21 protein-coding genes and 1 pseudogene are annotated in these 26,900 nt (G+C 63.6%); 12 read left to right on the forward strand and 10 right to left on the reverse strand.

Translation table 11 applies throughout. The features are described 5' to 3' along the window. The first annotated feature begins 141 nt into the window (after positions 1 to 141). The 9 genes from NKI88_RS21910 (at position 142) to NKI88_RS21950 (ending at position 13,818) form a co-directional block, all read left to right on the forward strand. Positions 142 to 2,562, forward strand: a complete 2,421-nt coding sequence (locus NKI88_RS21910) for a glucan 1,4-alpha-glucosidase (RefSeq protein WP_502909484.1) — start codon at positions 142 to 144, stop codon at positions 2,560 to 2,562. Positions 2,563 to 2,603: 41 nt separating this feature from the next. Next, positions 2,604 to 3,617, forward strand: a complete 1,014-nt coding sequence (gene gnd, locus NKI88_RS21915; RefSeq protein ID WP_023831841.1) for a phosphogluconate dehydrogenase (NAD(+)-dependent, decarboxylating) — start codon at positions 2,604 to 2,606, stop codon at positions 3,615 to 3,617. A gap of 23 nt (positions 3,618 to 3,640) precedes the next feature. After that, positions 3,641 to 5,014: a glucose-6-phosphate dehydrogenase gene (gene zwf / locus NKI88_RS21920; protein ID WP_023831842.1), complete on the forward strand. Its 1,374-nt coding sequence runs from the start codon at positions 3,641 to 3,643 to the stop codon at positions 5,012 to 5,014. 119 nt (positions 5,015 to 5,133) lie between these two features. Further along, positions 5,134 to 5,838 (forward strand): ROK family protein, encoded by a 705-nt coding sequence (locus tag NKI88_RS21925; RefSeq protein ID WP_023670469.1) that lies wholly within the window; start codon positions 5,134 to 5,136, stop codon positions 5,836 to 5,838. Positions 5,839 to 6,051: 213 nt separating this feature from the next. Continuing rightward, positions 6,052 to 6,516: a Ros/MucR family transcriptional regulator gene (locus NKI88_RS21930; RefSeq protein WP_023687743.1), complete on the forward strand. Its 465-nt coding sequence runs from the start codon at positions 6,052 to 6,054 to the stop codon at positions 6,514 to 6,516. 133 nt (positions 6,517 to 6,649) lie between these two features. Then, complete coding sequence (locus tag NKI88_RS21935; RefSeq protein ID WP_352657142.1) at positions 6,650 to 7,750, forward strand: aminotransferase class I/II-fold pyridoxal phosphate-dependent enzyme; 1,101 nt, start codon at positions 6,650 to 6,652, stop codon at positions 7,748 to 7,750. A 158-nt stretch (positions 7,751 to 7,908) separates the two neighbouring features. After that, positions 7,909 to 9,150 (forward strand): MFS transporter, encoded by a 1,242-nt coding sequence (locus NKI88_RS21940; RefSeq protein WP_352657144.1) that lies wholly within the window; start codon positions 7,909 to 7,911, stop codon positions 9,148 to 9,150. 361 nt (positions 9,151 to 9,511) lie between these two features. Next, positions 9,512 to 10,618, forward strand: a complete 1,107-nt coding sequence (locus NKI88_RS21945) for an efflux RND transporter periplasmic adaptor subunit (RefSeq protein WP_023687741.1) — start codon at positions 9,512 to 9,514, stop codon at positions 10,616 to 10,618. Beyond that, positions 10,615 to 13,818: an efflux RND transporter permease subunit gene (locus tag NKI88_RS21950; RefSeq protein ID WP_352657146.1), complete on the forward strand. Its 3,204-nt coding sequence runs from the start codon at positions 10,615 to 10,617 to the stop codon at positions 13,816 to 13,818. Before NKI88_RS21945 ends, NKI88_RS21950 begins: the two co-directional genes overlap by 4 nt. Positions 13,819 to 13,848: 30 nt before the next feature. Here NKI88_RS21950 and NKI88_RS31855 read toward each other — a convergent pair. The 8 genes and pseudogenes from NKI88_RS31855 to hemC form a co-directional block, all read right to left on the reverse strand. Beyond that, a pseudogene (locus NKI88_RS31855) lies at positions 13,849 to 14,483 on the reverse strand (LolA family protein). Between the two features lie 57 nt (positions 14,484 to 14,540). Next, on the reverse strand, positions 14,541 to 14,804 hold the full coding sequence (locus NKI88_RS21965) for a YMGG-like glycine zipper-containing protein (protein ID WP_023670477.1): 264 nt from the start codon (positions 14,802 to 14,804) through the stop codon (positions 14,541 to 14,543). 188 nt (positions 14,805 to 14,992) lie between these two features. Beyond that, positions 14,993 to 15,709, reverse strand: a complete 717-nt coding sequence (locus tag NKI88_RS21970; protein WP_352657148.1) for a glutamine amidotransferase — start codon at positions 15,707 to 15,709, stop codon at positions 14,993 to 14,995. A 14-nt stretch (positions 15,710 to 15,723) separates the two neighbouring features. After that, positions 15,724 to 16,203, reverse strand: a complete 480-nt coding sequence (locus tag NKI88_RS21975) for a tellurite resistance TerB family protein (protein WP_023702389.1) — start codon at positions 16,201 to 16,203, stop codon at positions 15,724 to 15,726. A 76-nt stretch (positions 16,204 to 16,279) separates the two neighbouring features. Further along, the gene (locus tag NKI88_RS21980) at positions 16,280 to 17,878 is read right to left on the reverse strand and encodes a heme biosynthesis protein HemY (protein WP_352657150.1); all 1,599 of its coding nucleotides are present in this window, start codon (positions 17,876 to 17,878) and stop codon (positions 16,280 to 16,282) included. A 10-nt stretch (positions 17,879 to 17,888) separates the two neighbouring features. Further along, a complete protein-coding gene (locus NKI88_RS21985; protein ID WP_352657152.1) occupies positions 17,889 to 19,379 on the reverse strand; it encodes a COG4223 family protein in 1,491 nt (496 codons plus the stop codon). A 112-nt stretch (positions 19,380 to 19,491) separates the two neighbouring features. Then, positions 19,492 to 20,205, reverse strand: coding sequence for a uroporphyrinogen-III synthase (locus tag NKI88_RS21990; RefSeq protein WP_352657154.1), 714 nt, complete (start codon positions 20,203 to 20,205; stop codon positions 19,492 to 19,494). A 1-nt stretch (position 20,206) separates the two neighbouring features. Then, the gene (gene hemC, locus NKI88_RS21995; protein ID WP_352657156.1) at positions 20,207 to 21,130 is read right to left on the reverse strand and encodes a hydroxymethylbilane synthase; all 924 of its coding nucleotides are present in this window, start codon (positions 21,128 to 21,130) and stop codon (positions 20,207 to 20,209) included. A 120-nt stretch (positions 21,131 to 21,250) separates the two neighbouring features. On the opposite strand from hemC, the gene tsaD reads away from it, so the two are divergent. Continuing rightward, on the forward strand, positions 21,251 to 22,336 hold the full coding sequence (tsaD, locus tag NKI88_RS22000) for a tRNA (adenosine(37)-N6)-threonylcarbamoyltransferase complex transferase subunit TsaD (protein ID WP_352657178.1): 1,086 nt from the start codon (positions 21,251 to 21,253) through the stop codon (positions 22,334 to 22,336). After that, a complete protein-coding gene (locus NKI88_RS22005; protein WP_352657158.1) occupies positions 22,333 to 23,349 on the forward strand; it encodes an NAD(P)H-dependent glycerol-3-phosphate dehydrogenase in 1,017 nt (338 codons plus the stop codon). Before tsaD ends, NKI88_RS22005 begins: the two co-directional genes overlap by 4 nt. Here the strand turns inward: NKI88_RS22005 and NKI88_RS22010 are convergent. Further along, positions 23,346 to 25,040, reverse strand: coding sequence for a DUF7056 domain-containing protein (locus NKI88_RS22010; RefSeq protein ID WP_352657160.1), 1,695 nt, complete (start codon positions 25,038 to 25,040; stop codon positions 23,346 to 23,348). The two genes, NKI88_RS22005 and NKI88_RS22010, sit on opposite strands and share 4 nt — an antisense overlap. Positions 25,041 to 25,358: 318 nt before the next feature. Between NKI88_RS22010 and NKI88_RS22015 the strand changes: the two genes are divergently transcribed. After that, positions 25,359 to 26,222, forward strand: a complete 864-nt coding sequence (locus NKI88_RS22015; RefSeq protein WP_352657162.1) for a methyltransferase domain-containing protein — start codon at positions 25,359 to 25,361, stop codon at positions 26,220 to 26,222. A gap of 54 nt (positions 26,223 to 26,276) precedes the next feature. On the opposite strand, the gene NKI88_RS22020 is transcribed toward NKI88_RS22015, so the two are convergent. Next, positions 26,277 to 26,900, reverse strand: a complete 624-nt coding sequence (locus tag NKI88_RS22020) for a class I SAM-dependent methyltransferase (protein ID WP_352657164.1) — start codon at positions 26,898 to 26,900, stop codon at positions 26,277 to 26,279.

The raw sequence follows: 26,900 nt of genomic DNA on the forward strand, positions 1-26,900 counted from the left end.
CCTGTTTTTTATCTATTGTCAGACAAATGCAGATGAGCTCGCTTGTCAACTGCGATCGATCACGCTTGGACGATCAACTTCAGGTGCGGCGGTTGAAAAGCCTTCGCGTGCTGGTCTAGGGAAGGGTCCAGGAGACCATGCATGGCAGCGATGCCGCCGACCCTTCCCCCCAGTGCACCCAAAAGAATGGGCGCCCCCGGAATTCCGGCGCGCTGGACGTCAAGCGCCAAGAGCGGCGTAGGTGCCGCGCTTTCGCCGGCGAGCCGCGTCTGGTTCACGCTCAGCCATGGCATCGTCAACGAGGTCTATTATCCCGGCCTCGACAGCGCCTGCACGCGCGACATGGGACTGCTGGTCACCGGTCCCGGCGGCTGGTTTTCCGAGGAGAAGCGTGACGCCACGCATGCCATCGAGCCGTTCGAGGACGGCGTGCCCGCCTACCGGCTGGTCAACGCAACGGCGCGTTACCGGGTCGAAAAGCGCATCCTGGCGGATCCGGCGCGCCCGGCCTTGCTGCAGGAAACCAGCTTCACGGCACTCGAGGGCGTGGCCACGGACTACCGCGTCTACGCCCTGCTGGCGCCGCATTTGGTCAATGCCGGCATGGGCAATACCGCCTGGATCGGCGAGCACAAGGGCAAGCCGATGCTGTTTGCGTCCGGGCGCGGCGCCTGCCTGGCGCTTGCCTCCTCGCTGCCCTGGGGCGACTGCTCGGCCGGCTATGCAGGCTTTTCCGACGGTTGGCAGCAACTCAGCCGCGCCGGCCGGCTCGATCCGACCTGCCAAAGGGCGGAGGACGGCAATGTCGCGCTGACCGGCGAGATCGGCTTTTCCTTACGCAACAGCAAAGCCTTGCTTGCGCTTGGGTTTGGGGCAACGCCGGATGAAGCGGCCGAAAACGCCGCCGCCAGCCTGAAACGCGGTTTTGAGCCGGCGGCAAAGGCCTATGTCGCGAAATGGCGGAAATGGCAGGCAGGCCTGACGGCGCTCGACCACCATGATGCATCCGGGCTCAACACCTACCGCGTCAGCACAGCGGTGCTGGCGACGCACCTGTCGCTGGCGAGGCCCGGTGCGGCCGTTGCCAGCCTGTCGATCCCCTGGGGAGCGAGCAAGGGCGACGACGACCTCGGCGGCTATCATCTGGTCTGGCCGCGCGACCTCGTCGAAACCGCGGGCGGCTTCCTCGCCGCCGGCGATCCGGCGCAGGCACTTGAGATCCTCGCCTATCTCCGTTCCATCCAGCAGCCGGACGGCCACTGGCCACAAAATGTGTGGCTCGACGGCTCGCTCTATTGGCCGGGCATCCAGATGGACGAATGCGCCTTCCCGCTGCTGCTTGCCGATGCGCTGCACCGCGCCGGCCACCTGCCGCGCGCCAAGCTCGCCGCCTTCATGCCGATGATCGAGAAGGCCGTGTCCTATGTCGTGCGCAATGGTCCCGTCACCGGGCAGGACCGCTGGGAAGAGGATGCCGGCTACAGCCCATTCACGCTTGCCGTCGAAATATCGGCACTGCTTGGCGCCGCCGATCTGTTCGACGTTGACGGCAAACCGGAGCCGGCTAACTATTTGCCCGAGGTCGCGGATTGCTGGAACGACCAGATCGAGCGCTGGACCTATGTCAGCGGCACACCGGAGTGCCACGAGGCTGGCGTCGACGGCTACTACATCCGCATCGCGCCGGCCGACGGTTCAGGCGCCGCATCGCCGAAGGACGGCTTCGTACCGATCAAGAACCGTCCGCCGGGCGATACCGACAAGCCGGCCGAAGCGATTGTCAGCCCGGACGCGCTGGCGCTGGTCCGCTTCGGCCTCAGGGCCGCGGACGATCCGCGCATCGTCGATACGGTCAAGATCATCGACGCGCAACTGCGCTGCGACCTGCCGCAAGGGCCTCTCTGGTATCGCTACACCAGCGACGGTTATGGCGAACACGCCGACGGCGCGCCCTTCGACGGCAATGGCCGGGGCCGGCCCTGGCCGTTGCTGGCCGGCGAACGCGCCCACTACGAGCTGGCCGCCGGCCGCAAGGACAAGGCGGCAAGCCTGCTCGACACATTCGAGGCTTCGGCTGGCGTGGGCGGTCTGCTGCCGGAACAGGTCTGGGACGGCGCCGACATACCGGAGCGCGAATTGTGGCTGGGCAGGCCGTCGGGCAGCGCCATGCCGCTGGTCTGGGCGCATTCGGAACACATCAAGCTGTTGCGCTCGCTCCGCGACGGCGCCGTCTTCGACATGCCGCCGCAAGGCGTCAAGCGCTATGTCAGGGACAAGACCGGCTCGCCGCTGAGGATATGGCGCTTCAACAACAGGCTGCGCACCATGGAAGCCGGCAAGACGCTGCGGGTTGAACTGCTGCAGCCGGCACTGATCCGCTGGAGCGGCGACCAGTGGCAGACCAGCCATGAAATCAACACGTCCGTGAATGTCTTTGGCGTCCATCTGGCGGATCTGCCGGTGGCCGATATTCCGCGAGGTAATACGATCGTCTTCACTTTTTTCTGGCCCGACGGCGACCGTTGGGAGAATGTCGACTTCACCGTCGGCATTGAGAACTAACTCGCCAGCAATTTCTTTCCTCAAGCGACTAGGACAAGACCATGCAGATCGGAATGATGGGACTGGGCAGGATGGGCGCCAACATGGTGCGCCGCCTGATGCGCGACGGCCATGAATGCGTCGTCTACGACATCAACCCGGCAAGCGTTGCCGCCCTGGTTGCCGATGGCGCCATCGGCGCCGCATCGATGGAGGAGTTCGTCGGCAAGCTTTCCAAGCCGCGCAGCGCCTGGCTGATGCTGCCGGCGGCGATCACCGGCAAGATCGCCGACCAGGTGGCGGCGCTGATGGAGCCCGGCGACATCATTATCGACGGCGGCAATTCCTATTATCACGACGCTGTCGACCAGGCGGCCGAGCTTGCGGCCAAGGGCCTGCACTATGTCGATGTCGGGACCAGCGGCGGCGTCTGGGGCTTGGAGCGCGGCTATTGCCTGATGATCGGCGGCCCCGATACGGCGGTTAAACACCTCGATCCGATCTTCGCCACGCTGGCGCCCGGCGCCGATGCCGGCGCCACGCCCGACAAGGCGGGCGGAACCGCACCCTTTGGCTACCTGCATTGCGGACCGAGCGGCGCCGGTCATTTCGTCAAGATGATCCACAACGGCATCGAATATGGCGTCATGGCCGCCTACGCCGAAGGCATGAACATCCTGAAATCGGCCAATGCCGGCAAAAGACAGCGCACGGCGGACGCCGAGACCAGCCCTTTGGAAAACCCGCAATACTATCAGTTCGACATCGACCTGCCGCAAGTGGCCGAGGTCTGGCGCCATGGCAGTGTGATCGGCTCGTGGCTGCTCGACCTCACCGCCGGCGCACTGAAGAGCGACCCGGCATTGACCCAGTTCGGCGGCCGCGTCTCCGATTCCGGCGAAGGACGCTGGACGCTGAAGGCGGCGATCGACACCGGGGTGCCGGCGCCGGTTCTGTCCTCGGCTTTGTTCGACCGCTTCTCCTCGCAGGGCGAATCCGAATTCGCCGACAAGCTGCTGTCGGCCATGCGCTATGCCTTTGGCGGCCATGTCGAAAAGCCGAAGGCCGGCAAGTGAAGGCCGCAGGGGAGACGCGCAAGATGAACCCGGAACGGTCCGACACGCTGGTGCTCTTCGGAGCAACCGGCGACCTTGCCCACAAGAAGATATTTCCGGCCCTCTACCAGATGGTAGCCAAGGGGACGCTGACCGAGCCGGTGATCGGCGTCGCCTTCGATGCCTGGGACATCAACCAATTGCAGGCGCGGGCCCGCGACGGCATCGTCAACGCTGTCGGCAAGATCGACGAAAAGATCTTCGCCAAATTCGCCAGTCTGCTGCGCTATGTCAGCGGCGACTACCGCGACGGCGCGACCTTCGAGAAGCTGAAGACGGCGCTCGGCTCGGCGCAGCGGCCGCTGCACTATATGGCGGTGCCGCCGACCATGTTCGAGACCGTTGTCCAGGGGCTGGAGCAATCCGGTACCGCGCATGGCGCGCGGCTGATGGTGGAAAAGCCGTTCGGCCACGATCTCCAATCAGCGCGCTGGCTGAACCGCGTGCTGCATCTGGTGTTCGAAGAGCAGTCGATCTTCCGCATCGACCACTATCTCGGCAAGGAGGCGATCCAGAACCTGCTCTATTTCCGCTTTGCCAATTCCTTTCTCGAGCCGATCTGGAACCGCAACTTCGTCGAAAGCGTACAGATCACCATGGCCGAGGACTTCGGCGTCGAAGGCCGTGGCAAATTCTATGACGATGTCGGCGCTATCCGCGATGTGATCGAGAACCATCTGCTCAACATCCTTTTGCTGCTCGCCATGGAACCGCCGGTCGGCCGCTCGGCCGACGATCTGATCGACGAGAAGGTGCAGGTGCTGCGCGCCATCCGCACGCTGACCAAGGACGACGTCGTGCGCGGCCAGTTCACCGGCTACCTCGCTGAACCCGGCGTGAAGCCGAACTCGCCGGTCGAAACCTTTGCCGCGGTGCGCTTCATGGTCGACACCTGGCGCTGGCAGGACGTGCCCTTCTTCATCCGCACCGGCAAGAACATGCCGGTGCATGTGACCGAAGTGATCGTGCGGCTGAAGCGGCCGCCGCTCGACGTCTTCGATCCGATCAAGCCCAGCGACGCCAATTACGTGCGCTTCCGCATCGACCCGCAGGTGGCGATCTCGATCGGCGCGCAGCGCAAGGCGCCCGGCGACGACATGGTCGGCGAGCAGGTCGAGCTCACCGCGCTGGACGATTCGAAGGGCGACATGCCGCCCTATGAGCGGCTGATCGGCGATGCCATGAACGGCAATGGCCAATTGTTCACCCGCCAGGATGCCAGCGAGCTTGCCTGGCGCATTGTCGGCCCGGTGCTCGGCGACACCACGCCGCCGCATATATATGAGCCGAAGACCTGGGGGCCGGCCGACGCCATGGTCAGCTTCGGGCCGCCCAACGGCTGGATCAATCCGAGTTGAGCAATTCCAGGAAAAGTGCGAGCGGTCTTTCCGTCCGAAATTGGGTAAAAACAAAGAGTTGGAGCATTCCCCCGTTTCCCTGAAACGCGGGAATGCGCCAAGTGAGCGGAGGAAACGACATGGCCAAGGCAGCCAGGCCCGCGAAGGCCAAGGCCGAACCGATCGTGCTGACGATCGATGTCGGCGGCTCGCATGTGAAAATCCTCACCAGCGCAGGCGGCGAGATGCGCCGCGCCGATTCCGGACCGGACCTGACGCCGCAGCAGATGGTCGCCACGGTGAAGACGCTGGCCGAAGGGCTGGCCTATGACCTGATCTCGATGGGCTATCCCGGCCCGGTCAGGCACAACAGGCCTTCGCTCGATCCCGCCAATCTCGGCAAGGGCTGGGACGGCTACGATTTTGCCGCCGCCTTCGGCAAGCCGGTCAAGGTCGTCAACGACGCGCTGCTGCAGGCGATCGGCAGCTACGATGGCGGGCGCATGCTGTTCCTCGGCCTCGGCACCGGCCTGGGCGCTGCGATGATCCTCAACAATGTCGGCCAGCCGATGGAACTGGCGCATCTGCCGTACCGCAAGGGCGGCAGTTTCGAAGATTATGTCGGCGAGCGCGGCCTGGAGAAATACGGCAAGAAAAAATGGCGCAAATACGTTTTCGACGTCGTCGGGCGGCTGCGTGCGGCGCTGCAGCCGGATTATGTCGTCATCGGCGGCGGCAATGTCGACAGACTGGATGAATTGCCCGCCACATCCAGGCGTGGCGACAATACGCGCGCCTTCGAGGGCGGTTTTCGACTATGGCGCGACAAGGCGCTGATCGTCTGATAGTATTAAAATTCAGTATAGTTGTTCAAAATGACGTGTGGCGCGATACGAAGTCATTGCGTTACGCAGATTTGGCGATTAGATCGGTGGCACCGGATGGAATCATCTGGCGCAACCGCACATATGCGGCAGACAAATGACTAGAGCGGATTTCCGGCTCCGCTGGGACCGCTCTGGGAGTTTCCGCCACCCCCCTAGCGACGGAGAGATAAATTGGCCGACGACAGCAACGACTCTGACAAGGACATCGACCTGCTCGAGCTTACCGCCCATATCGTGTCCGCTTACGTCGAGAAGAACCGCTTGCCCGTTGCCGGCCTGAGCGATCTCATCGCCAGCGTTGCGGCGTCGATCGGCGGGCTCAGCCAGCCGCCGGCCCCAGTGGCGGCGCCGCAGATCCCGGCCGTCAATCCCAAGCGGTCGGTGACGCCGGATTACATCATCTGCCTCGAGGACGGCAAAAAATTCAAATCGCTGAAGCGCCATCTCGGCGTCCATTTCAACCTGACGCCGGAAGCCTATCGTACCAAATGGGGCCTGCCGGCCGACTATCCGATGGTTGCCCCCAACTACGCGGCGTCGCGCTCCGAGCTGGCCAAGTCGATCGGCCTCGGCCGCAAGGCTGCAGTGGCCGCGCCGGCGAAAGCCAAGGGTCGGAAGGCCAAAGTTCCGGCCTGAGTGGGATCAGCGCCTCGGCCCTGAGCCAATCGTTTGGACGACTGGAACAGAAGCCTGCCGGCGAATGAGCCTTGGCAGGCTTCGTGCTTTTATGGCTTGTACCTCTGAGTGTCAGGACTTTGGGGGAGCAGCCATGAACTACGCCAGAATGGTGATCGAGAAAGAGGCGCCGGAGGAATACGGCTACGATCGCATTCGGTTCAATCTCTCCGAAAGCTCGATCGCCGATCAGAAACTCTCCGACGTCGGCCTGTCGCTGCCGGATCTCACGCTGTTCTACGGCGAGCATCGCGGCGACAAGGAGTTGCGGGCGCTGATCGCGGCGCAGGATTCCGGCATTTCGCCTGACGATGTTCTTGTGACCGCCGGTGCGGCGGGCGCGCTCTTCATCATTTCGACCTCGCTTCTGTCGGAGCGCGACCACCTTGTCGTCGTCCGGCCGAACTACGCCACCAACATCGAGACCCCCAAGGCGATCGGCTGCGCCATCTCCTATGTCGATCTCGATTTCGACGCAGGCTTTGCCATCGATTTCGGCCGCGTCGCCGCCAGCATGCAACCGAACACCAAGCTGATCAGCGTCACCTGCCCGCACAACCCGACCGGCACGATGATGGGCCGGGCCGATCTCGACGCGCTGATTGCGCTGGCCGAAGCGAGCGGCCGCCATCTGCTGGTCGACGAGACCTATCGCGACCTCTCCTATGGACAGCGCCTGCCGGCGGCGGCTTCTCTCAGCCCCAAAGCGATCAGCGTCTCGTCGCTGTCGAAAGCCTTCGGCATTCCCGGCATCCGCATTGGCTGGCTGATCACCAGCGATGCCGAACTGCAGGAGCGCTTCCTCGCCGCCAAGGAGCAGATCGGCATTTGCGGCAGCGTCATCGACGAAGGCATTGCGCGCGGCATGCTGGGGCGCCGCGACGCTTTCTTGGGCGCGCTGCTGCCCGAGATGGCGAAACGCCGCGACATCGTGCAAGACTGGATCGACCGCGAGCCGCTGGTCGACTGGGTGCGGCCACAAGGCGGCGTCGTCGGATTTCCAAGGCTCAATGTCAGTCCAGACTTCGACCTCGACCGTTTCTACGTCAATCTCTTGGAAAACCACGGCACCTATGTCGGTCCCGGCCACTGGTTCGATATGCCCAAGCGCTTCTTCCGCGTCGGTTTCGGCTGGCCGAAAGAGGCGGAATTACAGGGCGGCCTCGACGCCATCACCGCCGCGCTGAGGCAGTAACGTCCGCGTGCAATCGGGCGAGCGGCTGGAAAACCGCTTGATCCAGGCCCGATTTTCACGCATACGCGCCCCGAACTTTGATAAGTTTCATTGGCCGGAACAGCGCCCATTTCCGGGAAGTGCCCCGCCGGCCAATGCAAGCAACGGGGCCTGTATCCATGACATCCCATTCCCATACACCGCCTGACCGGCGTTACGCCGCCTTCCGCCATCGCTCCTTCCTGAGCTATTGGGCGGCGCGTTTCCTGACCACCTTCGCCACCATGATCGTGTCCGTCGCCGTCGGCTGGCAGATCTATGATCTGACGCGCGATCCCTTCGATCTCGGCATTGTCGGAATCGTCCAGTTCCTGCCGTCGCTGCTGCTGGTGCTGGTCACCGGCGTTGTCGCCGACCGTTTCGGCCGCCGCCTGATCATGGCGCTGGCGACGGTAGTCGAGGCAGGTTGTGCGCTTGTCCTGTTGTACTTCACGCTGCGCGGTCTCGTCAGCCCGCTGCCGATCTTCATCGTGCTGGCTATGTTCGGCCTGGCGCGCGCTTTTTATGGGCCGGCCTCGTCGTCGCTGTTCGCCAACCTTGTTCCGCCGGAAGATTTCGGCAATGCGATCGCCTGGAACTCGTCCGCCTGGCAAACGGCGACCATTGTCGGCCCGGTCGCCGGCGGCCTGCTCTATGGCGTCTCGGCCGAAGCCGCTTACGCCGTTGCCTCCGTGCTGATGCTGGTGGCCAGTCTGCTGATCTTCACCATTCCGAAACCGGCCCAGCAGAGCGCCACCGACAAGCCGACGATGGAGACGCTGTTTGCCGGCTTCCGATACATCTGGAGCGAGAAGATCGTCCTGGGCGCCATCTCGCTCGACCTCTTCGCCGTGCTTCTGTCCGGTGCCTCGGCGCTGCTGCCGGTCTATGCCCGCGATATTCTGGAACTCGGCCCGTGGGGCCTCGGCCTGCTGCGCTCGGCGCCCGGCATCGGCGCCATCTGTGTCGCGGTCTGGCTTGCCGGGCATCCGCTGCGCGACAGTGCCGGCAAGATCATGCTCGGCTTCGTCGCCGGGTTCGGCGCCTTCACCGTGCTGTTCGGCGTCTCGACCATCACCTGGCTGTCGATCCTGGCCCTTGCCGGCCTCGGCGCCACCGACATGTTCAGCGTCTATATCAGGGAGACGCTGATCCAGCTGTGGACACCCGACGAGGTGCGCGGCCGCGTCAACGCCGTCAACCAGGTCTTCGTCGGCGCCTCCAACGAAGTCGGCGAGTTCCGCGCCGGCACCATGGCGGCGCTGATCGGCACCGTGCCGGCGGTGGTGATCGGCGGCGTCGGTGCGATTGCCGTCGCCGGACTGTGGGCGGTGCTGTTTCCGCAACTGCGAAGGGTGCGGCATCTCAACAGCCGCAACTGATCGAGTAAGCCGCAGGATCCGGCGCTCGGTCCAAATCAGCTTGCGCCGATGACGGCTGAGATGGACCGGAAGCGGATGGGCCGGTTCTGGGCGAACTAGCCAGATGGCGGGGCAGCCACAGGGTGGACATTTCAGTCCATATGGAAAATGATTATGTTGCCATGCACAATACTGCAGTGCTCTGGTCTCGACGAGAAACCTTAAATATAGAAGAGAACCACCCGACCTCCGGGTCCAGCTAGCGGGGACGCAAATGGACACTTCAGGGAATCGGCAATCGCATCGCGACGCAAGCGGGCGACCCAGCCGATCGGTCGGCTGGCTGGCCCGCTCCGCCGTCCCAGTGGCATTCCTGCTCGGCATGGCTTTCAGCAGCAACGCGTTTGCGCAGGACCAGCAACTGCCGGTGGTGACGGCGGCCAAGCCGGTGGTGCGTGAAATCGTCGAAGACGACGAGTTCGTCGGGCGCTTCGAAGCCGTCGACGAGGTCGCCATCCGTTCGCGCGTCAGCGGCTATCTGGACAAGATCAGCTTCCAGGACGGCGCACTGGTCAACAAGGGCGACCTGCTCTTCACCATCGACCAGCGTCCGTACCAGGCGGCCTACGATGCCGCCAAATCGCAAGTGGACGTCGCCAAGTCCCTGCTCGAATTCTCCAAGATGCAGCTGGATCGCGCCGATGAACTCGCCAAGACCGGCAATATCTCGGCCGCTACGGTCGACGACCGCCGGCGGGAATACCTTTCGGCGCAGGCGCAGATGCAGGGCGCGACGGCGGCGCTGACGACGGCCAACCTGAACCTGGAGTTCACCGAGATCAAGGCGCCCTTGTCCGGCCGCATCGACCGCCGGCTGGTGTCGGTCGGCAACCTCGTGCAGCCGGATTCCACCTTGCTGACGACCATCGTCACGCGCGATCCGATCGACTTCTATTTCGACGTCGATGAGCGCCTGTATTTCAGCTACGCCCGCGACGCGAAGGAGCGCGGCGGCAGCATGCAGGAAGGCGCCGGCGGGCTCGAGGTGGTGGTTCGCGTCGCCGACCGCGCGGAGGCGGTATTCAAGGGCAAGCTCGATTTTGCCGAGAACCGGATCGACAACGCGACCGGCACCATGCGGGTGCGTGCAAGGTTTGCCAACGCCGACGGCGTTCTCCAGCCAGGCATGTTCGGGCGCATCAACGTGCCGGGGTCGCTGCCGCATAGCGGCGTCCTGGTGCCCGACGAGGCGGTCGGCGCCGATCAGGATCGCCGCATCGTGTACCTAGTGGATGAGGCTGGGATGGTGTCGGCGAAGCCCGTGCGCACCGGCCCGCTTCTCGACGGCTACCGGGTGATCCGCGCGGGCCTGACCGGCGACGAGACGATCATCGTCAACGGGCTGATGCACGCCAGGCCCGGCACCAAGGTGAAGGTCGAGATGGTGACGTTGCCGCCCAAGGTCGAGACCGCCGGGTTGCAGCAATGAGGTTCGCCCATTTCTTCGTCGACCGTCCGATCTTCGCATCGGTGGTTTCGATCGTCCTGCTGATCCTCGGCGGGATTGCCTATACCCAGCTGCCGATCGCGCAATATCCCGAGATCGCGCCGCCGACCATCGTCGTTCGCGCCCAGTACCCGGGCGCCGACGCCGAGACAGTGGCAGCGACGGTGGCAACGCCGATCGAGCAGGAGATCAACGGCGTCGAGGGCATGCTTTACATGTCGTCCTATTCGTCGGGCGACGGAGCGATGGCGCTGACCATCACCTTCAAGCTGGGCACCGATCTCGACCAGGCGCAGGTGCTGGTGCAGAACCGCGTCTCGGTCGCCGAGCCGCGCCTGCCCGAAGAAGTCCGCCGCCTCGGCATCACCACCATCAAGAGCTCGCCCGACCTGATGATGGTCGTGCACATGCTGTCGCCCGACAATACCTACGACCAGCTCTACGTCTCGAACTACGCCCGCTCGCGGGTGCGCGACATACTGCTCAGGTTGGACGGCGTCGGCGACCTCATCATCTTTGGCGAACGCGAATATTCGCTGCGCATCTGGCTCGATCCGGAAAAACTGTCCGCCTTGGGGATGACCTCGGGCGATGTGGTGCAGGCGCTGCGCGACCAGAACGTCCAGGTGTCGGGCGGCTCCATCGGCGCGCCGCCGACCAATACCGGCACGGCGTTCCAGTACACGGTCACCACGCAAGGCCGCTTCAACGACGCACGGGACTTCCGATACGTGATCGTCAAATCGGCCGAAGACGGCCGCCTGATCCAGCTGCAGGACGTGGCGCGCATCGAGCTCGGCGCCAAGGATTACGTCACCAACTCCTATCTCAACGGCAAACCGGCGGTGGCGCTCGCCATCTTCCAGCGGCCAGGCACCAATGCGCTCGCCGCAGCCGCGGAGATCCAGGACAAGATGAAGGAGCTTTCCCAGGACTTCCCGAAGGGATTGAGCTACGACATCGTCTACAATCCGACCGAGTTCGTCGCCGAGTCGATCCAGGAGGTCTACAAGACGATCCTCGAGGCGATGGTTCTGGTCATCATCGTCATCATCGTCTTCCTGCAATCGTGGCGCATGGCGATCGTGCCGATCGTGGCGATCCCCGTGTCGCTGATCGGCACGCTGGCGGTGCTTTACGCCGCCGGCTTCTCCCTCAACATGCTGACGCTGTTCGGCCTCGTGCTGGCCATCGGCATCGTCGTCGACGATGCGATCGTCGTGGTCGAGAACGTCGAGCGAAATATCGCCAGCGGGCTGGCGCCCAATCCGGCGTCGCATCTGACCATGGACGAAGTCGGAACGGCGGTCATCGCGATCTCGCTGGTGCTGATAGCGGTGTTCGTGCCGACAGCCTTCATTCCCGGCATTTCCGGGCAGTTCTACCTGCAGTTTGCGATCACCATCGCGGTGTCGACGGCGATCTCGGCATTCAATTCGCTGACGCTCTCGCCGGCCTTGGCCGCGCTGCTGTTCAAGCCGCACCACACTGCTGCGGCGCCGCCGCGCTTTTTCCTGGCGCGGTTTGGACGGGCGCTCGCCGACGGCTTCAATCGCGGCTTCGACAAGGTCGCCCATTGGTATTCGAGCATCGTGCGCGTGTTGGTCGGCTCGCGGATAGCGATCGCCGCCACGCTGGCCGTTTTCGCGGCCCTCATCTACGCCACGGTCTATATGGTTCAGACGGTGCCGCGCGGTTTCATTCCGTCGCTCGACCAGGGCTATGCGATCGTCGTCGTCCAGTTGCCGGACGGCGCCTCGCTATCGCGGACCGATGCCGTCATCCAGCAGGCGTCGCAGATCATCCAGAAAACGCCGGGCGTCGACTACGCGGTCGCCTTCGCCGGCTTCTCCGGTGCCACCTTTACCAATGCCAGCAACGCGGGCGTGATCTTCGCCAGGTTCAAGCCGTTTGACGAGCGACTGGAAACCGGCCAGTCCGCGACCCAGGTCATCGGCAATTTGTTCGGCAGCCTGCAAAGCATCAAGGAAGCCTTCATTATCGCACTGCCGCCGCCGCCGATCCGCGGCGTCGGCAATGCCGGCGGCTTCAAGCTGCAGATCCAGGAGCGCAACAGCGCCGACATGCGGCAGATCCTGGCGCTTGCCTATGAAATTGCCGGCAAGGCCAACAAGACGGCGGGGCTGACCGGCGTGTTCACCACCTTCTCCGCGTCCAGCCCGCAATTCTTCCTGGCGATCGATCGCGACAAGGCGCGCATCCTGAACGTGCCGATCCCCAATATCTTCGAGACGCTGTCGATCAATCTGGGCACCGCCTACGTCAACGACTTCAACGCTTTCGGGCGCGTCTACCAGGTGCGCGCGCAGGCCGACCAGGCGTTCCGCCTCGATCGCGCCGACATCTTGAAACTGAAGGTGCGCTCGGCGACCGGCGCGCTGGTTCCGCTGGGCACGTTGATCGAGATCCGCGACGTCACCGGCCCGGCGCTGGTCCAGCGCTACAACATGTACGTCTCCGTGCCGCTGCAGGGCAACGCCGCGCCCGGTGTTTCCACCGGCGATGCGCTTGCCAAGATGGAAGCAATCACGGCACAGACGTTGCCGGCCGGTACCTCCTACGAATGGACCGAACTCGCCTATCAGGAGCGCAACACCGGCAATGCCGCTGTCTATATCTTCGGACTGTCGGTGCTGTTCGTGTTCCTGGCGCTGGCGGCGCAATATGAAAGCTGGGTGCTGCCGTTCGCCATCGTGCTGGTGGTGCCGCTCGGCGTGCTCGCAGCGTTGCTCGGCGTGTCGTTCCGAGGGCTGGACAACAACATCCTCGTGCAGATCGGCCTCATCGTGCTGATCGGACTTGCCGCCAAGAACGCGATCCTCATCGTCGAATTCGCGCGGCAGGCGCAGGAACGCGGCCTGTCGGCCGCCGAGGCTGCCGTCGAAGCCTGCCGGCTCAGGCTGCGGCCGATCCTGATGACCGCCTTCTCGTTCATCCTCGGCGTCGTGCCGCTGATGATCGCGACAGGCCCGGGCGCGGAAATGCGCCAGTCGCTCGGCACCGCGGTGTTCTCCGGCATGCTCGGCGTCACCTTCGTCGGCCTGTTCCTGACGCCGGTGTTCTACGTCACGCTAAGGTCGCTGTTTTCACGGCGCAAGCCGCATGCGGAGGCCGAGCCTTCGGCACCAGCAGAGGTGCCGTCGGAGACGGCCGCCGAGTAGTGTTACACGGGCAGTTCGTGGCGCTGCCGACTATTTCGTTTTGGTGTTGAATTCACGGTTTGCGGCATAGTCGATAGTGAAGGTGCCCGCAGGAGCGCGAACGCCCTGCTTCACGTTGGATATGGTGACTGTCGAGGTAAGGCCCCTCTCGTCAGTCAGGGTCCATCTGCGTAGATCGAGCGATTCCCTGTCAAACACCATAGTGATATTCGAATTGCCGAAGGCCGACTTGTCGGCCAGCCTGATGATCACCTGGGCGCCATCGTCCTTGATACTTTTGAGGCGATTGCCGGAAAAGTTGACCTGATTGTCGAGGAGCAGCTTGAGCGGCGTCTTCGAGAGAGCATAAAGCCGCGATGTCTTGAGCTTATTGTTATAGACCACCAAGGATTTTCCATCTGCATTACGCTGACCCCTGATTGGCCTGCATAGTTGAACCGGATCTTGCCCGGCCGCTGGAGGAAAAATTTCCCTTTGGTCCTTTCCGCTCTTGGCCCCGACTGGACAAAGTCCCCGGACATGGACTTTACCGATGAGAAGTGATCGGCAATCGTCTTCGCTTCTACAGGTGCGGCCAAGGCCGCAGTCGAAAGTTCGGCGTTTATCGCGACAGCGCTGACAACGGCTAACCAGAAAGCCAGCAGTCTTTTGCTGTCATATGCCATTCAAGTTATCCTACCCCGAGCAGGCGCGTGATCGAAAGAGATCACGCGCCTTTGAGATCAGTAGCCGTCCGGGCACTGAGCAACGTAAACTCGACCGTTCCGACCGCGATATCTGCACTGGCCGGCTTCGCTGGCGTGCCCGATGACCGCCCCGGCCAGCGCTCCGACCGCCCCGCCAACAACCGCCCCTTTTACCGGGTCGCCGGCCACTGCTGCGCCTACAGCTGCGCCACCCAAACCACCGACGGCAGCGCCTTGTTCGGTGCGGGAGCATGCCGCGAGCGGAATGAGTAGGCTCAAAATGAGCAGCGTCTTCTTCATTGGTTCTCTCCTGGGGCCGTTATTAGCCGAAGCTTAAATGCGCCACGGAGTTTTTCGATCCATCGGAGTGTTTGGGGCGCAATCCAAATCTGCGGGAACGGGCTAAGGTCCCGGATCCATCGTACACGCCTCCCAGAGGTAAGTCGTCTTTGGGCAAGCTCGGCCGTTCAGAGTAGTTGGATTTTGCTCTATCCCTCAGTAGGCTTGCCGAAGATCAGGCTCAAAAATTCGCTCAGCCAGCGCTTGAGGTGCATATCCCAGATCAGCCGGCCGCCGAGATGGTCGCGGCCGGGCTGCGCGCCGGGCAATTCGAAACGGTGTGCGCCGCGCACCACCCAGCGCTGCATCATCAACCGGGTCAGTTCGCCATGGAACTGGATGCCCCAGGCATTGTCGCCATAGCGAAAAGCCTGGTTGGGGTAGGTTTCCGCCGTCGCCAGCAGCGTCGCATCCCTGGGCAGCGAAAAGCCTTCGCGGTGAAACTGGTAGACCATGTCGGGCCAGGGCAGCAGTTTCTTGCCGGCCTCGGTCGGCTTCAGCGGATACCAGCCGATCTCGACCAGCCCCTCGCCATGCCCCTCGACCTTGCCGCCGAGATGATTGGCCAGCATCTGCGCGCCAAGGCAGATGCCGAGGACGGGCCGGTTCTCCTTTAGCGGAATATTGAGCCAGTTGGTCTCGCGGCGGACGAACTCATCTTCGTCATTGGCGCTCATCGGCCCGCCGAACACCACGGCGCCGGCGTGTCCCTCCAGCGTCTCCGGCAGGCTGTCGCCGAGAGGCGGCCGGCGGATGTCGAGGTCGAAACCTTCCTCGAGCAGCATGTGGCCAACCCGGCCGGGGCTCGAAGTCTCCTGATGCAGCACGATCAGGATTTTTGGTTTCGAGCTCGGTCTGGACGGCATGGAAAGGCGGAATCCTATTCGTCGCTCGACGTTCCGCTGGCGCCGGGCGCGGCGGCCGCCGCCTTGCGGCGCGCCTCGACGCGATCCTGGCGCTCGACGCCGATCAGTTCGGCAACGCGCCAGACGGTGTTGTCCTCCAGTTCATGCAGTTCGCCGTCGGCATAGACGATTTCCCACATCAGGCCGATGAAAGCCTTGCGCGCCTCGGCGTCGAGATGGCGCTTCAAGACGCTGGTGAAGGCATAGAGGTCGATCGCCTCATTGTCGGCGCGCTCGCCGGCGGCGGCCAGTGCATCGAGCTCGTCGCCGCTGATCGAATAGCTCTGCGCCAGCACCTGCTTGAACCGCTCCCACTCGACATCCTGGCGCACGCCGTCGGCATTCATCACATGATAGAGCAAAGCCGACGCCGCAACGCGCGGATCGTCCGCATTGGCGCGAGCCCCAGCCCCGGAGGGCAGGTCTTTCAGAAAGGCCAGGACGCGTTCGAACATGGTGCTCACTTCACTTTATTGGAGCATGATCTTTTCCAAAAACCGGTATCCACTTTTTGGGATCATGTTTCAGGGATCAAAACAGGCGGAAGCGGCGCGGTGACTTCTCCGCTTCGTCATCGGGGTCGACGCCGGGGTCGTCGGGCAGCCGCGCCAGTTCCTCGGCAGGTTCGACGGGTTCGGCATCGGGTGGTATTGCGGCGAAAGCGGCGGCGGTGACCGGCGTGACCTGGTCATCGCCCACAGCGGGCTTCGGCTCGGTCGGCGCCTCGCTGATCGTCCTGGCGATGGCCGGATGATCGATCACTTCGGCTTCCTTTGCCGGCTTGGCAGGTGCGAGCACAGGAACATCGGCTTCGTCTTCATGGCTGTCGATGAGCTGGCCCAGCCGCTCCATCGGCGCGCGCCAGGCGAAAGCGTCGAGCTTGCCGCTGACCGGCGATACCGGCGCCCAGCGTTCGGAGACGACGCCGTCGGCGACCCAGGCCGGATCGCGCGGCGCGCGGACCGCCTTGGACAGCAATTGCCTGATCTTGCCCTGGTCGCCGGTCTCTGCCTCCTCGATATCGGCCAGCAGCAGGTAAGCGCCTTCCCGGCGATCCATGCGGATCGCCGCTTCCGCCTCGCGGCGGGCGGTGGAAAAATCCTGCGCATCGAGCGCGGCGCGCGCCACCGTCATCGACGATTCGGCATTGTTGCGCTTCAGCTCCTGCAGCTTCTTCGCCCGGTTGAGACGATCGACCACGGCATCTCCCGGCCTTGCATGGGTGTAGAGCTCGGCGATCTCGGGATGCGGCTCCGCCTTCCAGGCTGCCTCAAGGATCTTCGAGCCTTTGCGCACATCGTTCTGTTTGAACAGAAGATTGGCGGCTGCAACCGCGGCCGGCGCGAAATCGGGCGCGAGCTTGTTTGCCTCGAGTGCCGCTGCCTTGGCTGCATTGGGGTCGCTGTCGGTCAGCGCCTGCGCCTTGGCGGTCAACAGCACAGCGCGGCGGCGATTGGCGGCGTCGCGTTCGATCTGCCTGGTCGACTTCTGCGCCTCCACCAGCTTCAGCGCGCCGTCCCAGTCGCCGCGCCCGGTCAGATCTTCAAGCGTCGATTCGGCGGCCCAAGCCAGTTGCGGTGCGACGGAAGCGGCGCGCCCGGCATAGTGACGCGCGGCGTTGCGGTCGCCGAGCCGTTCGGCTTCGAGATAGAGCCCGCGCAGGCCGAGCAGCCGCATTTCGGGGTCGTCGAGCATGGCCTCGAATTTTTCGCGCGCGCCCTCATGGTCGCCTTCGAGCAGCGAGGCTTGCGCTTCGAGCAACTGGATCAGCGGCTCCTGGTCGGAGCGGATCAGCTTGGCGGCTTCCTTGGACTTCTTGCGGGCCAGCGCGCCATCGCCGGCGCCGGCTGCGATCATGCCGGTCGACAGCGCCTGATAGCCACGGTCGCGGCGGCGGACGCGGAAATAGCGCGAGATCGTGTACGGGCTGTTCCACAGCGACTTGATCAGCCACCAGACGATCATCACCGCTGCGACGACGGCAACGATCGCCACCGCCGCCACCATCAGGCTGACCTGGTATTGGTAACCGTTGAAGGTGACGACCATCTCGCCGGGACGATCGGCCAGCCAGGCAAAGCCGAGGCCGAGCGCGAAGACGGCGGCGAGAAAGATGAGAATGCGGATCATCGTGTCGTCCTCATGCCTTCATCGCACCTGCAATCAGCGCGTCGACCTGCATCTCGACGTCGATGCGCGCCTTCAGTTTGCCGGCAAAGTCGGCGCCGGCAGCCTTGACTGGATCCGGCAGCGTTGCGTATTCGCTGAGCGCCTTGGCGTAGTCGCCCTGATTGACCGCCACTTCGATGCGCGCCACGGTTTCCGGCGCGCCGGCGCCTTCGACGGCGCCGATCGGCCGAACCTTGACCAGCGATTCGGCGCTCGACAAAAGGTTCTGGAAGAAGCCGGCATTTTCATCGACCGGCGTCGCCGCCGCGACCATCGCATTGGCCGCGGCATCGGCCTCGCCGGCGATCTCGGTGCGGGTCGGGACGCCCTTTTCAGCGTAGGGACGCAGCGCCGCAATCTGCGGTGCATCGGGCGAGATCGCTGCGAAGGTCTCCAACTCGGCGGCGAACGGCGCGCCGCGGTCAAGCGCCGCCTTCAAGGCCGAAGCGGCGATGGCCATCGCGATCTTTGGCTGCGAGGCCTGCGCATCGACCTTGCCGGCGAGCTGCGTCACCGACTGCTCCAGCGCGGCGATCTTGCCTTCCTGCGTCTTGGCTGCCTCACCGGCCGATTTCACCAGTGCGTCGAGGCCCGCCAGTCTTTCATTGAGCGGCGCGAGATCGACGGGCGCTGCACCACTGGCCTGGCGAAGGGCGGCAACCGCCGTCTCGATCTGCTTGACCTTGTCGCCAAGCGCTGCAAGCCCGGCATTGTCGCCGGCGCCGCCCTTTTCGACCGCCGATTTCAGCGATGCGACATCGGCCTTGACCTGATCCAGCGCCGAAGACAGCCCGTCGACCTTGGCGGTTGCGGCGCTATTGCCGCTGGCTTCCCTGAGGTCGGCGATTTCGCGCTTCAGCGAAGCGATCTCGCCATTGACGCCGTCGAGCGAGACCGTGCCCGCCCCTGAGCCCGGAGCGCCAAGCATGCCGGCAAACTGCAGCCCGCCGGCGGCAGCCAGCGCGATGACACCGCCGATGATGCCGGCGGCAATGCCGCTCGTGCGCTTCGGTTGCGCGGCCATGGGCTGGTTCCCGGCTGTTCTTGGGGTTTCCTTGGGTGCACCCGGCTTGAGCGAGGCATCCTCGAAATTGTAGTCGGAGGTTCTGGCGCGCGGTGGCGCATCCGAAGCGGTGGGATAAGGCTGCTCCGCCTGGGTGGACGCCTTGGCATCGGCGCTTTCGGGAGCGGCCTGCGCCGCGGCGTCGGAGTGCTCCCACGGCTCGAGATCGGCTTGATCGGCATGAACGGGCTCGTCAGGCGTCTCCGGCTGCGCATTGGCCATGGCAGCCGCATCCTCGGCCGCAACCGATTCTGCCGGGCCCCCGACGTCATCCGAGTTGGCGACATCCGTCTTGGCGGCATCCGCATCGGCAATGCGCGAGACAGCGCCGGGTTCGAGTTCGATGGTCACCGGCTCGCGGCGGCTTTTCGAATGTCGCATCTTCGGCGTCTTGACCATGCCTGGGCTCCGCAATCCTGCTTCGTCTGGGCGCCCGACGGCGCGTGATGGTTTGAAAAATGGTCTAGCACATCATCATCAGGTGAAAAGGGGCGGCGTGATGACACGGGGCTCAGTCGCCGCGGTGCAACAGCTCAAGCAGCGCCTCCTCCTGCGGTTCCCGCGCCATGCGTATTTTTTTGCCGGCGGCATTGTCAAATGCCGCTGCCACGCGCTCGGAGAGCGCAAAAGCCTGCATGTTTTCAAAGAGATCGCGCAGCCCCGCCCGGTTGGTCAAGGCCTGCAACGCTGCCGCCGCCTTGGCTGAATAGAGCAGCACCGCGTCGACCGCCTGATCGGACAGGCGTGCACGGATTTCATCATCGGAATAATCGAGCGAAATCGTGTCGTAGGTTTCGACGGTGCGGACCTCGACGCCGACCTTTCGCAGCCGCGCCTCGAATGCCGGAAACCGCACGCGCCCTGTGAGATAGACGACCGCCTTGCCGGAAAGGCCGGCAGCAATCGCCTCGGCCAGCCGCTCGGCGTCGCCCGCCCCTTCGCTGACCGACAAGAACCCTGCCGAACGTGCCGCTTCAGCCGTCCTGCGTCCGACGGCATGGCAAGGCAAGGCGGCGAGCGCACGAATGAGTTCTTTCGGCGCATGCCGCACGGCATTGGCGCTGGTCACAGCGACGGCCACGGCATCGTCGCTCGCAGCATCGGCGCCAACCGGCAGTGTCACCGTTTCGGTCAGCGGCAGAAGGAGCGGCTCAAATCCCAATTCCTGCAGCCGCCGCATGGTTCGCGACGCCCCCGGTTGCGGCCGCGTCACCAGGACACGCATATCAGACCCAGCCGTCGAAGAAGGTTTCGCCCGCTTTGACCCGCACCATCCTGGCCGCGTCCGTGCCGATGTCAGCGGCATCCAGCGCCAAGCCTTCGGCCTTGACCTCATGCGATTGCGTGCCATCGGGCGAAATGATCAGCCCGGCGAAAACCAGCCTGCCGCCCGATATCGTCGCATAGCCGGCGATCGGCGTGCGGCAGGAGCCATCGAGCGCCGCCAGGAAGGCGCGCTCACAGGCCAGCGCCTGGCCTGTCGGCACATCATGGATGGCCACCAGCATCTTTTCGACCTCGCTGTCGCCGATGCGGGTTTCGATGCCGATTGCGCCTTGTCCCGGCGCCGGCGGAAAAGCATCGAGCGGCATCAGATCGGTGACGACATGGCCGAGCCCGAGCCGCTTCAGCCCGGCATAAGCGAGGATCGTGCCTTCGGCGACGCCTTCCTCCAGCTTGCGCAGCCTGGTCTGCACATTGCCGCGGAACATGACCACGTCTAGGTCCGGCCGCATGCGCCGGATCAGCGCCTGGCGCCTGAGCGAAGACGACCCGACCTTGGCGCCTTGCGGCAAATCAACAATGCGCTTCACCACCTTGCCGATGAAGGCGTCCCGCGCATCCTCGCGCGGCAGGAAGGCGGACAGCTCCAGCCCGTCCGGCAGCACTGTCGGCATATCCTTGGAGGAATGCACGGCGATATCGATCGTGCCGGCCAGCAGCGCCTCTTCGATTTCCTTGGTGAACAGGCCCTTGCCGCCGGCTTCCGACAGCGGCCGGTCCTGGATGCGGTCGCCGCTGGTCGAAATGACGACGACCTCGAAGGCTTCCGCCGGCATGCCATGCGCTTCCATCAGCCGCGCCTGCGTCTCATGCGCCTGGGCGAGCGCCAGCGGGCTGCCGCGTGTTCCTATTTTCAAAGTTTGCATGGCGCGCGGTCCGTGATAACCCCCGGCTGGCTTTGCGTTTCCGGCGCTCTCCCTAGCGAGGCCCGCCTCTACTAACTAGGAAAGTCCGGCGACACAATCTCTGGAGATAGCGACGAATTGATCCGCGTTCTGGGCATTGAGACGAGTTGCGACGAGACCGCCGCCAGCGTGGTGACGCTGGACGGCGATTCCGTGCCGGTGATTGCGTCCAACATCGTGCTCAGCCAGATCGAGGAGCACGCCGCCTTCGGCGGCGTCGTGCCGGAGATCGCCGCGCGCGCCCATGTCGAGGCGCTGGACGGCATTGTCGAGGCCGCTCTTGCGGATTCGGGCGTAGCCCTGGCCGACATCGACGCCATTGCCGCCACTGCGGGCCCCGGCCTGGTCGGCGGGCTGATCGTCGGCCTGATGACGGCCAAGGCGATTGCAGCGGCCGCCGGCAAGCCGCTGATCGCCATCAACCATCTCGAAGGCCACGCACTGACCGCAAGGCTGACCGACGGGCTCGACTTTCCCTATTTGCTGCTGCTGGTTTCCGGCGGCCACACGCAGATCGTCGCCGTGCACGGTGTTGGCGACTACCAGCGCTGGGCGACGACCATCGACGACGCGCTCGGCGAAGCTTTCGACAAGACGGCCAAAATGCTCGGCCTGCCCTATCCCGGCGGCCCGAATGTCGAAAAGGCGGCAATGTCGGGCGATGCGACGCGCTTTGCCTTTCCGCGGCCGATGAGGGGCTCGGCGCAGCCCGATTTCTCCTTCTCCGGCCTCAAGACCGCCGTGCGCCAGGCGGCGGCCGCCATCCAGCCGCTGAGCGAGCAGGATGTCGCCGACATCTGCGCCTCGTTCCAGGCGGCGGTAGCCGACGCACTTGGCGACCGCGTGGCCCGCGCGCTGGCCCGCTTCCGCGACGAATTTCCGGACAAGGCCGAGCCGGCGCTGGTCGTTGCCGGTGGCGTCGCCGCCAACAGAGCGATCAAGGCGACGCTGCAGAAGCAGTGCGCCGAGGCCGGCTTCGCCTTTGTCGCGCCGCCGCTCAAACTGTGCACCGACAACGCGGCGATGATCGCCTGGGCCGGCATCGAGCGGTTGCGGGCAGGCCTTTCGCAAGAGAACGGCTTCGATTTCGTGCCGCGTTCGCGCTGGCCGCTGGACAGCATTTCGGCCCCGATGGTCGGCTCTGGCCGGCGCGGAGCGAAAGCATGAGCGCCAGCAAGACAAGCGGCAGGGACAGAACCGGCTGGCGCGTCGCCGTGCTTGGCGGCGGCGCCTGGGGCACGGCGCTGGCGCTGGCGATGCTGCGCGCCGGTCACGATGTCCGGCTCTACGCCCGCGTCGAAGAGACGGTTTCCGCGATCCGCCGCGGCGAGAACCCGCGTTATCTCCCCGGCATCGCCATTGAAACAGGCATTGCGGCGACCAGCGATATCGGCACGGCCCTGACTGATGCCGATTGCGCGCTGGCCGTGGCGCCGGCACAGGCGCTGCGCGCCATGCTGACGACGGCAAAGCCCCATATGCCGAAAGGCATCCCGCTGGTTCTCTGCGCCAAAGGCATTGAGCGCGACACCGGCGCGCTGCTGTCGGCGATCGTTGATGAGATTCTGCCCGAAACTCCGGTTTCGGCCCTGTCCGGTCCGAGCTTTGCCGCCGACGTCGCCAGGGGTCTGCCGACCGCTGTCGTGGTTGCTGCACGCGACGACGCCTTGGCGGCCGAACTTGCCGCGCGCTTTTCGGCGCAGAACCTGCGCTGCTATTCCAGCGACGATTTGATCGGCGTCGAGATCGGCGGTGCTTTGAAGAATGTGTTCGCCATTGCCGCTGGCGCCGTCACCGGCGCTGGGCTCGGCGCCAGCGCGCAGGCCGCCATGGTGACACGCGGCTTCGTCGAACTGCGCCGCATCGGCGCGTCCTTCGGCGCCAAGCCGGAGACGCTGATGGGGCTTTCCGGCCTCGGCGACCTTTTGCTCACCTGCTCTTCCGCCCAGTCGCGCAATTTCGCCTATGGGCTGGCGCTGGGGCAAGGTAAGCCCTTGTCGGGACTGCCGCTCGCCGAAGGCGTACCGACGGCGGCGATCGCCGCCCGCATCGCCACCGAGCGCGACATCGACGCGCCGATCATCGCTGCGGTGTCGGCGATACTGGACGGCACGATCACCATTCGGCAGGCTGTCACGGCATTGATGACCCGGCCGCTGAAGACCGAAACCGGTATTTAATTGTAAACTCCCGTAAACAGCTCGGCATTGTCCCCGCCAGGCACGATGCGGTTTTTATAGTCACCTTCCGGCAGCAGCAGTGCCTCGGCTGGACCGTTGCGCAGGACAAACTCGCTGGTACCTGCCTCCAAGGATAGGGGCGAAGAATGCGAGGTGCCGTTTATCTCGACCTCGCCGTCTGCAAGCTCCCCGCTGGTCGTGTACAGGCTGTATCGTCCGGCGACAGGCACCTTGAAAACGACCGGACGACCGGAATAGAGGCGACGACCAGCCATTCTGATGTTGGGAGCGATCTGGACGTAGCTGTCGCGGATGAGAGGCGCGATGACGGTATCGATCAAATCCATGCGATATGACCAGAGGACCATCTTGGGCGGGGAATCCGAGAGAACTTTGTAGGCTTCCGATTGCCTGCCTTCCTGCAATGTTTTCAAGACATAATGCTGGTCGAGCCAGAGTGTGGAGGGCTCCTGTCGATTGGGCAGCATGGCGATGCCGTCGAAATACTTCTCATCCGGTGCGAGCAAAGATTCCGCGCGCGAGACCAGTTCAAGCTGGGTCTGATTGTTGAGGCGTAGGTAAACGACATTGCTCGCGTAGCTCATGGCGATGGCTGTGATCAGCACCGCGAGGACAGGAACCCGGTAGCGCGCGTGGGTTGCGGTGCTGTCGAGAAGCTCCAACGACCAGAGCGCAACGAACGGCAACGCCATGATGAAGACATAAGGCCAGGGCTGGTCGTGCGTGAATACCAGCACCGTGATGACGAGTGAAAAGATCAGCGCAATTCGCCTTCGACCATCGAGTTTCATGATCCGCATCAGTGACAGGGCCGAACCGGAGAAACAGATCCCGTAAAGAAGGGCGTTCCGCGCCAGTGTCTGTAACACGAACTGCCTGAGTCCCCCGTAGTCACCGCCTCCACGCGTCGCAATCTCGACCGGGCCAAGTATAAGGTTTTTGGCCGCGAGAACAGGGGCGCCTCCACCGAAGATCAAGCAATAGACCATTATCGGAACGACCCATCCAAGCACGAGCCACCCTCCGCGAACCGCCCCTGTTGCGTAGCGTCTCATCAAGGCTGCGTCAGCAACAAGGCCGATGCCGAGCGCAACGTTGAAGTAGACCGATTTCTGAGTGATGACGAAGGCAAGGCCACTTAGCATGCCGGCGGCAACAAGCTGCCTTGCCCTCAACCCAGGTGCGCGCAGGACAACCAGCAACGCCGCCACGGCGAAGAACACTGCCGGCGGTTCGGCGATGGTACGAAAGATGCGCTCCATGAAATTCGAAAAGCACAGGAGAACGAGGACGATCGTCAAAGCGCGCACGCGATCCTCGCCCAGAGCGCGAGCGCATGCGTAGATCAAAGAGATCGTCCCGCAGGCCAGCAGCGCAGTCTGCATGCGGCCAGCAAGCAGGATCGACGTGGCATTCCAGCCGATCAGATGAGCAATCTCATAAAAAACCGCATAACCGACCGCCTTGGGGTGCCAGATCGTACCGAACAGGCCGTTGGAGAAATATTTGGCCCATCCGAGTTGGACGAATTCATCCATGACGAAGCGGATGTTCCAGGCCAGAATGAACAGCAAGATGATCTTGAGTGCGATCAGGACATGCAGATAAATTGAGATTTGGCGCTGCCCGAGAGCGAACAGCTTGTTTGGTCCCGGCTCCTGCGTATTCAAGACAACCCCCTCGATCGTGCCCAGGCAGACCACCCCTACCCTTGCCGGACGCCAGCGCGTGCTGCCTCGCTGGGCGCACCGCCCTTCATCCCCAGACAATAACTTCCAGGCCGGCAGCTCCGCTTGGCGAAGCATGGTTCCACCGCGGTTAATTTTCCGAGCACTGTGCGGAACTGCGGCCGTCGCGCTTCGGATTCTTGCAGTGCTCCGCGCCAGCCAGTCTATTCGCAGCGGACTTTAGCCGCTGTTAGCCTTTTGCTTGCTAAGAAGGGGTTATGTTCAGACATGGCAACCTGCCTCCTGCGACAATGCGGAGGCTTGAAAGGACATCGCGTGCTACAACCCAAGATGGCATCGGGCCTCGTCTGCCCAGTCTGCTATTCCAAGCTTGGCACAAGCCCGGTTGCCCTGACCTGCGAATCTTGCCCTGCCACCTATCCCGTGCACAAAGGCATTCCGTTCTTTGTCGAGTCGCCGGTGAGGGAGGGCTTCGACGCGAGCTTCCATGAAGAGGCGTATGCCGGTACCAGTACGCGCGCCCGTCTCTACAATTCGCTGAAGCAGGTCATCACCAGCGAATATTCACCGCACGACACGCTGAATTCGTTTCTTGCGTCGATACCTCAGGACTCAATGATCGTTGAGTTCGGCTCCGGCGCACGGCGCGTCCGCCCCGATGTCCTCAACATCGACCTGTTCCCCACGCCGAACGTCGATCTGGTTGCGAATATCGAGCACACGCCGCTTGCGAGCAATTCCGTCGACTTCGTCATTCTGGACAGCGTGATCGAGCATGTTCCCAATCCGGTAGCGGTCGTCGATGAAGTGTTCCGTGTCCTGAAGCCGGGTGGAAAGCTGCTGTGCATCAACCCCTTCCTGTTCCCCTATCATGGCTATCCCGCCCACTACTGCAACTTCACAAAGGATGGGATCGAGCAGCTTCTGCAGCGGTTCGCAAGGGTGGAGGTCCAGACGCATCAAGGACCGACAAGCGCGATCGTCAACATCCTTTCGGAATATATCGGCGTCGTTATCGGTCGAGAGAACCGAACCCGCTACATGATAGCGAAAGCCGCAATCCTGACGCTGACATTCCCGTTGAAGTTTATCGATAAATTTCTGGTCGATCGCCCGGAGAGTCACCGGATCGCCAGCATGCTCAGCACCATCGCGACCAAATAGCGTGTCGGTGATCCGCGCTTACCGCCTCGTGACACGCCGGGATCCACCCATCTGCTACCAGCTGAGCAGTTCACAATAATTCGGCCGGTCCGGTGATGCCGATGCTCTCTTTGCCGTCGGGAAATGCCGCTTTGCCATGGCCGCGAAGTCCGAACGCGAAAACAAGACGACATGCTTGTCTCCGGTAATGTGCCGGTCCGCAAGAAGCGACAAGGTGGCGCGTATTCCACCAGGCTCGATGTCCTTGAGGATGATCTTCCGGCAGGCCCAGCGTTCGCAACCGGCGGCCAGCGATTTGAAGAACGCGTCGCGCCCATCGACCGGTACATGATGAATGACGTCGGAAATCGTGACGACATCGTAAGACCCTTGCACGCTGGAAAGGTCCGTCGCGGGCAGAAGTTTGACCTTTGCCCGATTTGCGTTGCTTAGAAACGCACCGATCGAAGGGGCGAGATCGCACATCGTAACCGTCAGGTCGGGGCGCCGATCGAGCAGCCGGTCGACAAGCGCTCCATCACCGCCGCCGATATCCAAAACCTTCGCGCCGTTCGGCAATTCGCGATCGAGAAAATCCGCGATTACATTGAGATTGACGAAAACACGACGGTAGACGTCTCCGACCGGCTTGAAATGGCGGCCAAGAGCCCTGCGTATGATCTGACCTGGCGGTAACAT

It is taken from the genome of Mesorhizobium sp. M0317 (assembly GCF_040321555.1).
Classification (GTDB): Bacteria; Pseudomonadota; Alphaproteobacteria; order Rhizobiales; family Rhizobiaceae; genus Mesorhizobium.

What these genes read in the sequence shown, in the direction of transcription:
- NKI88_RS21910 (WP_502909484.1), top strand. Translation starts at nt 142, where the DNA reads ATGGCAGCGATGCCGCCGACCCTTCCCCCCAGTGCACCCAAAAGAATG.
- gnd (WP_023831841.1), top strand. Translation starts at nt 2,604, where the DNA reads ATGCAGATCGGAATGATGGGACTGGGCAGGATGGGCGCCAACATGGTG.
- zwf (WP_023831842.1), top strand. Translation starts at nt 3,641, where the DNA reads ATGAACCCGGAACGGTCCGACACGCTGGTGCTCTTCGGAGCAACCGGC.
- NKI88_RS21925 (WP_023670469.1), top strand. Translation starts at nt 5,134, where the DNA reads ATGGCCAAGGCAGCCAGGCCCGCGAAGGCCAAGGCCGAACCGATCGTG.
- NKI88_RS21935 (WP_352657142.1), top strand. Translation starts at nt 6,650, where the DNA reads ATGAACTACGCCAGAATGGTGATCGAGAAAGAGGCGCCGGAGGAATAC.
- NKI88_RS21940 (WP_352657144.1), top strand. Translation starts at nt 7,909, where the DNA reads ATGACATCCCATTCCCATACACCGCCTGACCGGCGTTACGCCGCCTTC.
- NKI88_RS21945 (WP_023687741.1), top strand. Translation starts at nt 9,512, where the DNA reads ATGGCTTTCAGCAGCAACGCGTTTGCGCAGGACCAGCAACTGCCGGTG.
- NKI88_RS21950 (WP_352657146.1), top strand. Translation starts at nt 10,615, where the DNA reads ATGAGGTTCGCCCATTTCTTCGTCGACCGTCCGATCTTCGCATCGGTG.
- NKI88_RS21965 (WP_023670477.1), bottom strand. Translation starts at nt 14,804, where the DNA reads ATGAAGAAGACGCTGCTCATTTTGAGCCTACTCATTCCGCTCGCGGCA.
- NKI88_RS21970 (WP_352657148.1), bottom strand. Translation starts at nt 15,709, where the DNA reads ATGCCGTCCAGACCGAGCTCGAAACCAAAAATCCTGATCGTGCTGCAT.
- NKI88_RS21975 (WP_023702389.1), bottom strand. Translation starts at nt 16,203, where the DNA reads ATGTTCGAACGCGTCCTGGCCTTTCTGAAAGACCTGCCCTCCGGGGCT.
- NKI88_RS21980 (WP_352657150.1), bottom strand. Translation starts at nt 17,878, where the DNA reads ATGATCCGCATTCTCATCTTTCTCGCCGCCGTCTTCGCGCTCGGCCTC.
- NKI88_RS21985 (WP_352657152.1), bottom strand. Translation starts at nt 19,379, where the DNA reads ATGGTCAAGACGCCGAAGATGCGACATTCGAAAAGCCGCCGCGAGCCG.
- NKI88_RS21990 (WP_352657154.1), bottom strand. Translation starts at nt 20,205, where the DNA reads ATGCGTGTCCTGGTGACGCGGCCGCAACCGGGGGCGTCGCGAACCATG.
- hemC (WP_352657156.1), bottom strand. Translation starts at nt 21,130, where the DNA reads ATGCAAACTTTGAAAATAGGAACACGCGGCAGCCCGCTGGCGCTCGCC.
- NKI88_RS22005 (WP_352657158.1), top strand. Translation starts at nt 22,333, where the DNA reads ATGAGCGCCAGCAAGACAAGCGGCAGGGACAGAACCGGCTGGCGCGTC.
- NKI88_RS22020 (WP_352657164.1), bottom strand. Translation starts at nt 26,900, where the DNA reads ATGTTACCGCCAGGTCAGATCATACGCAGGGCTCTTGGCCGCCATTTC.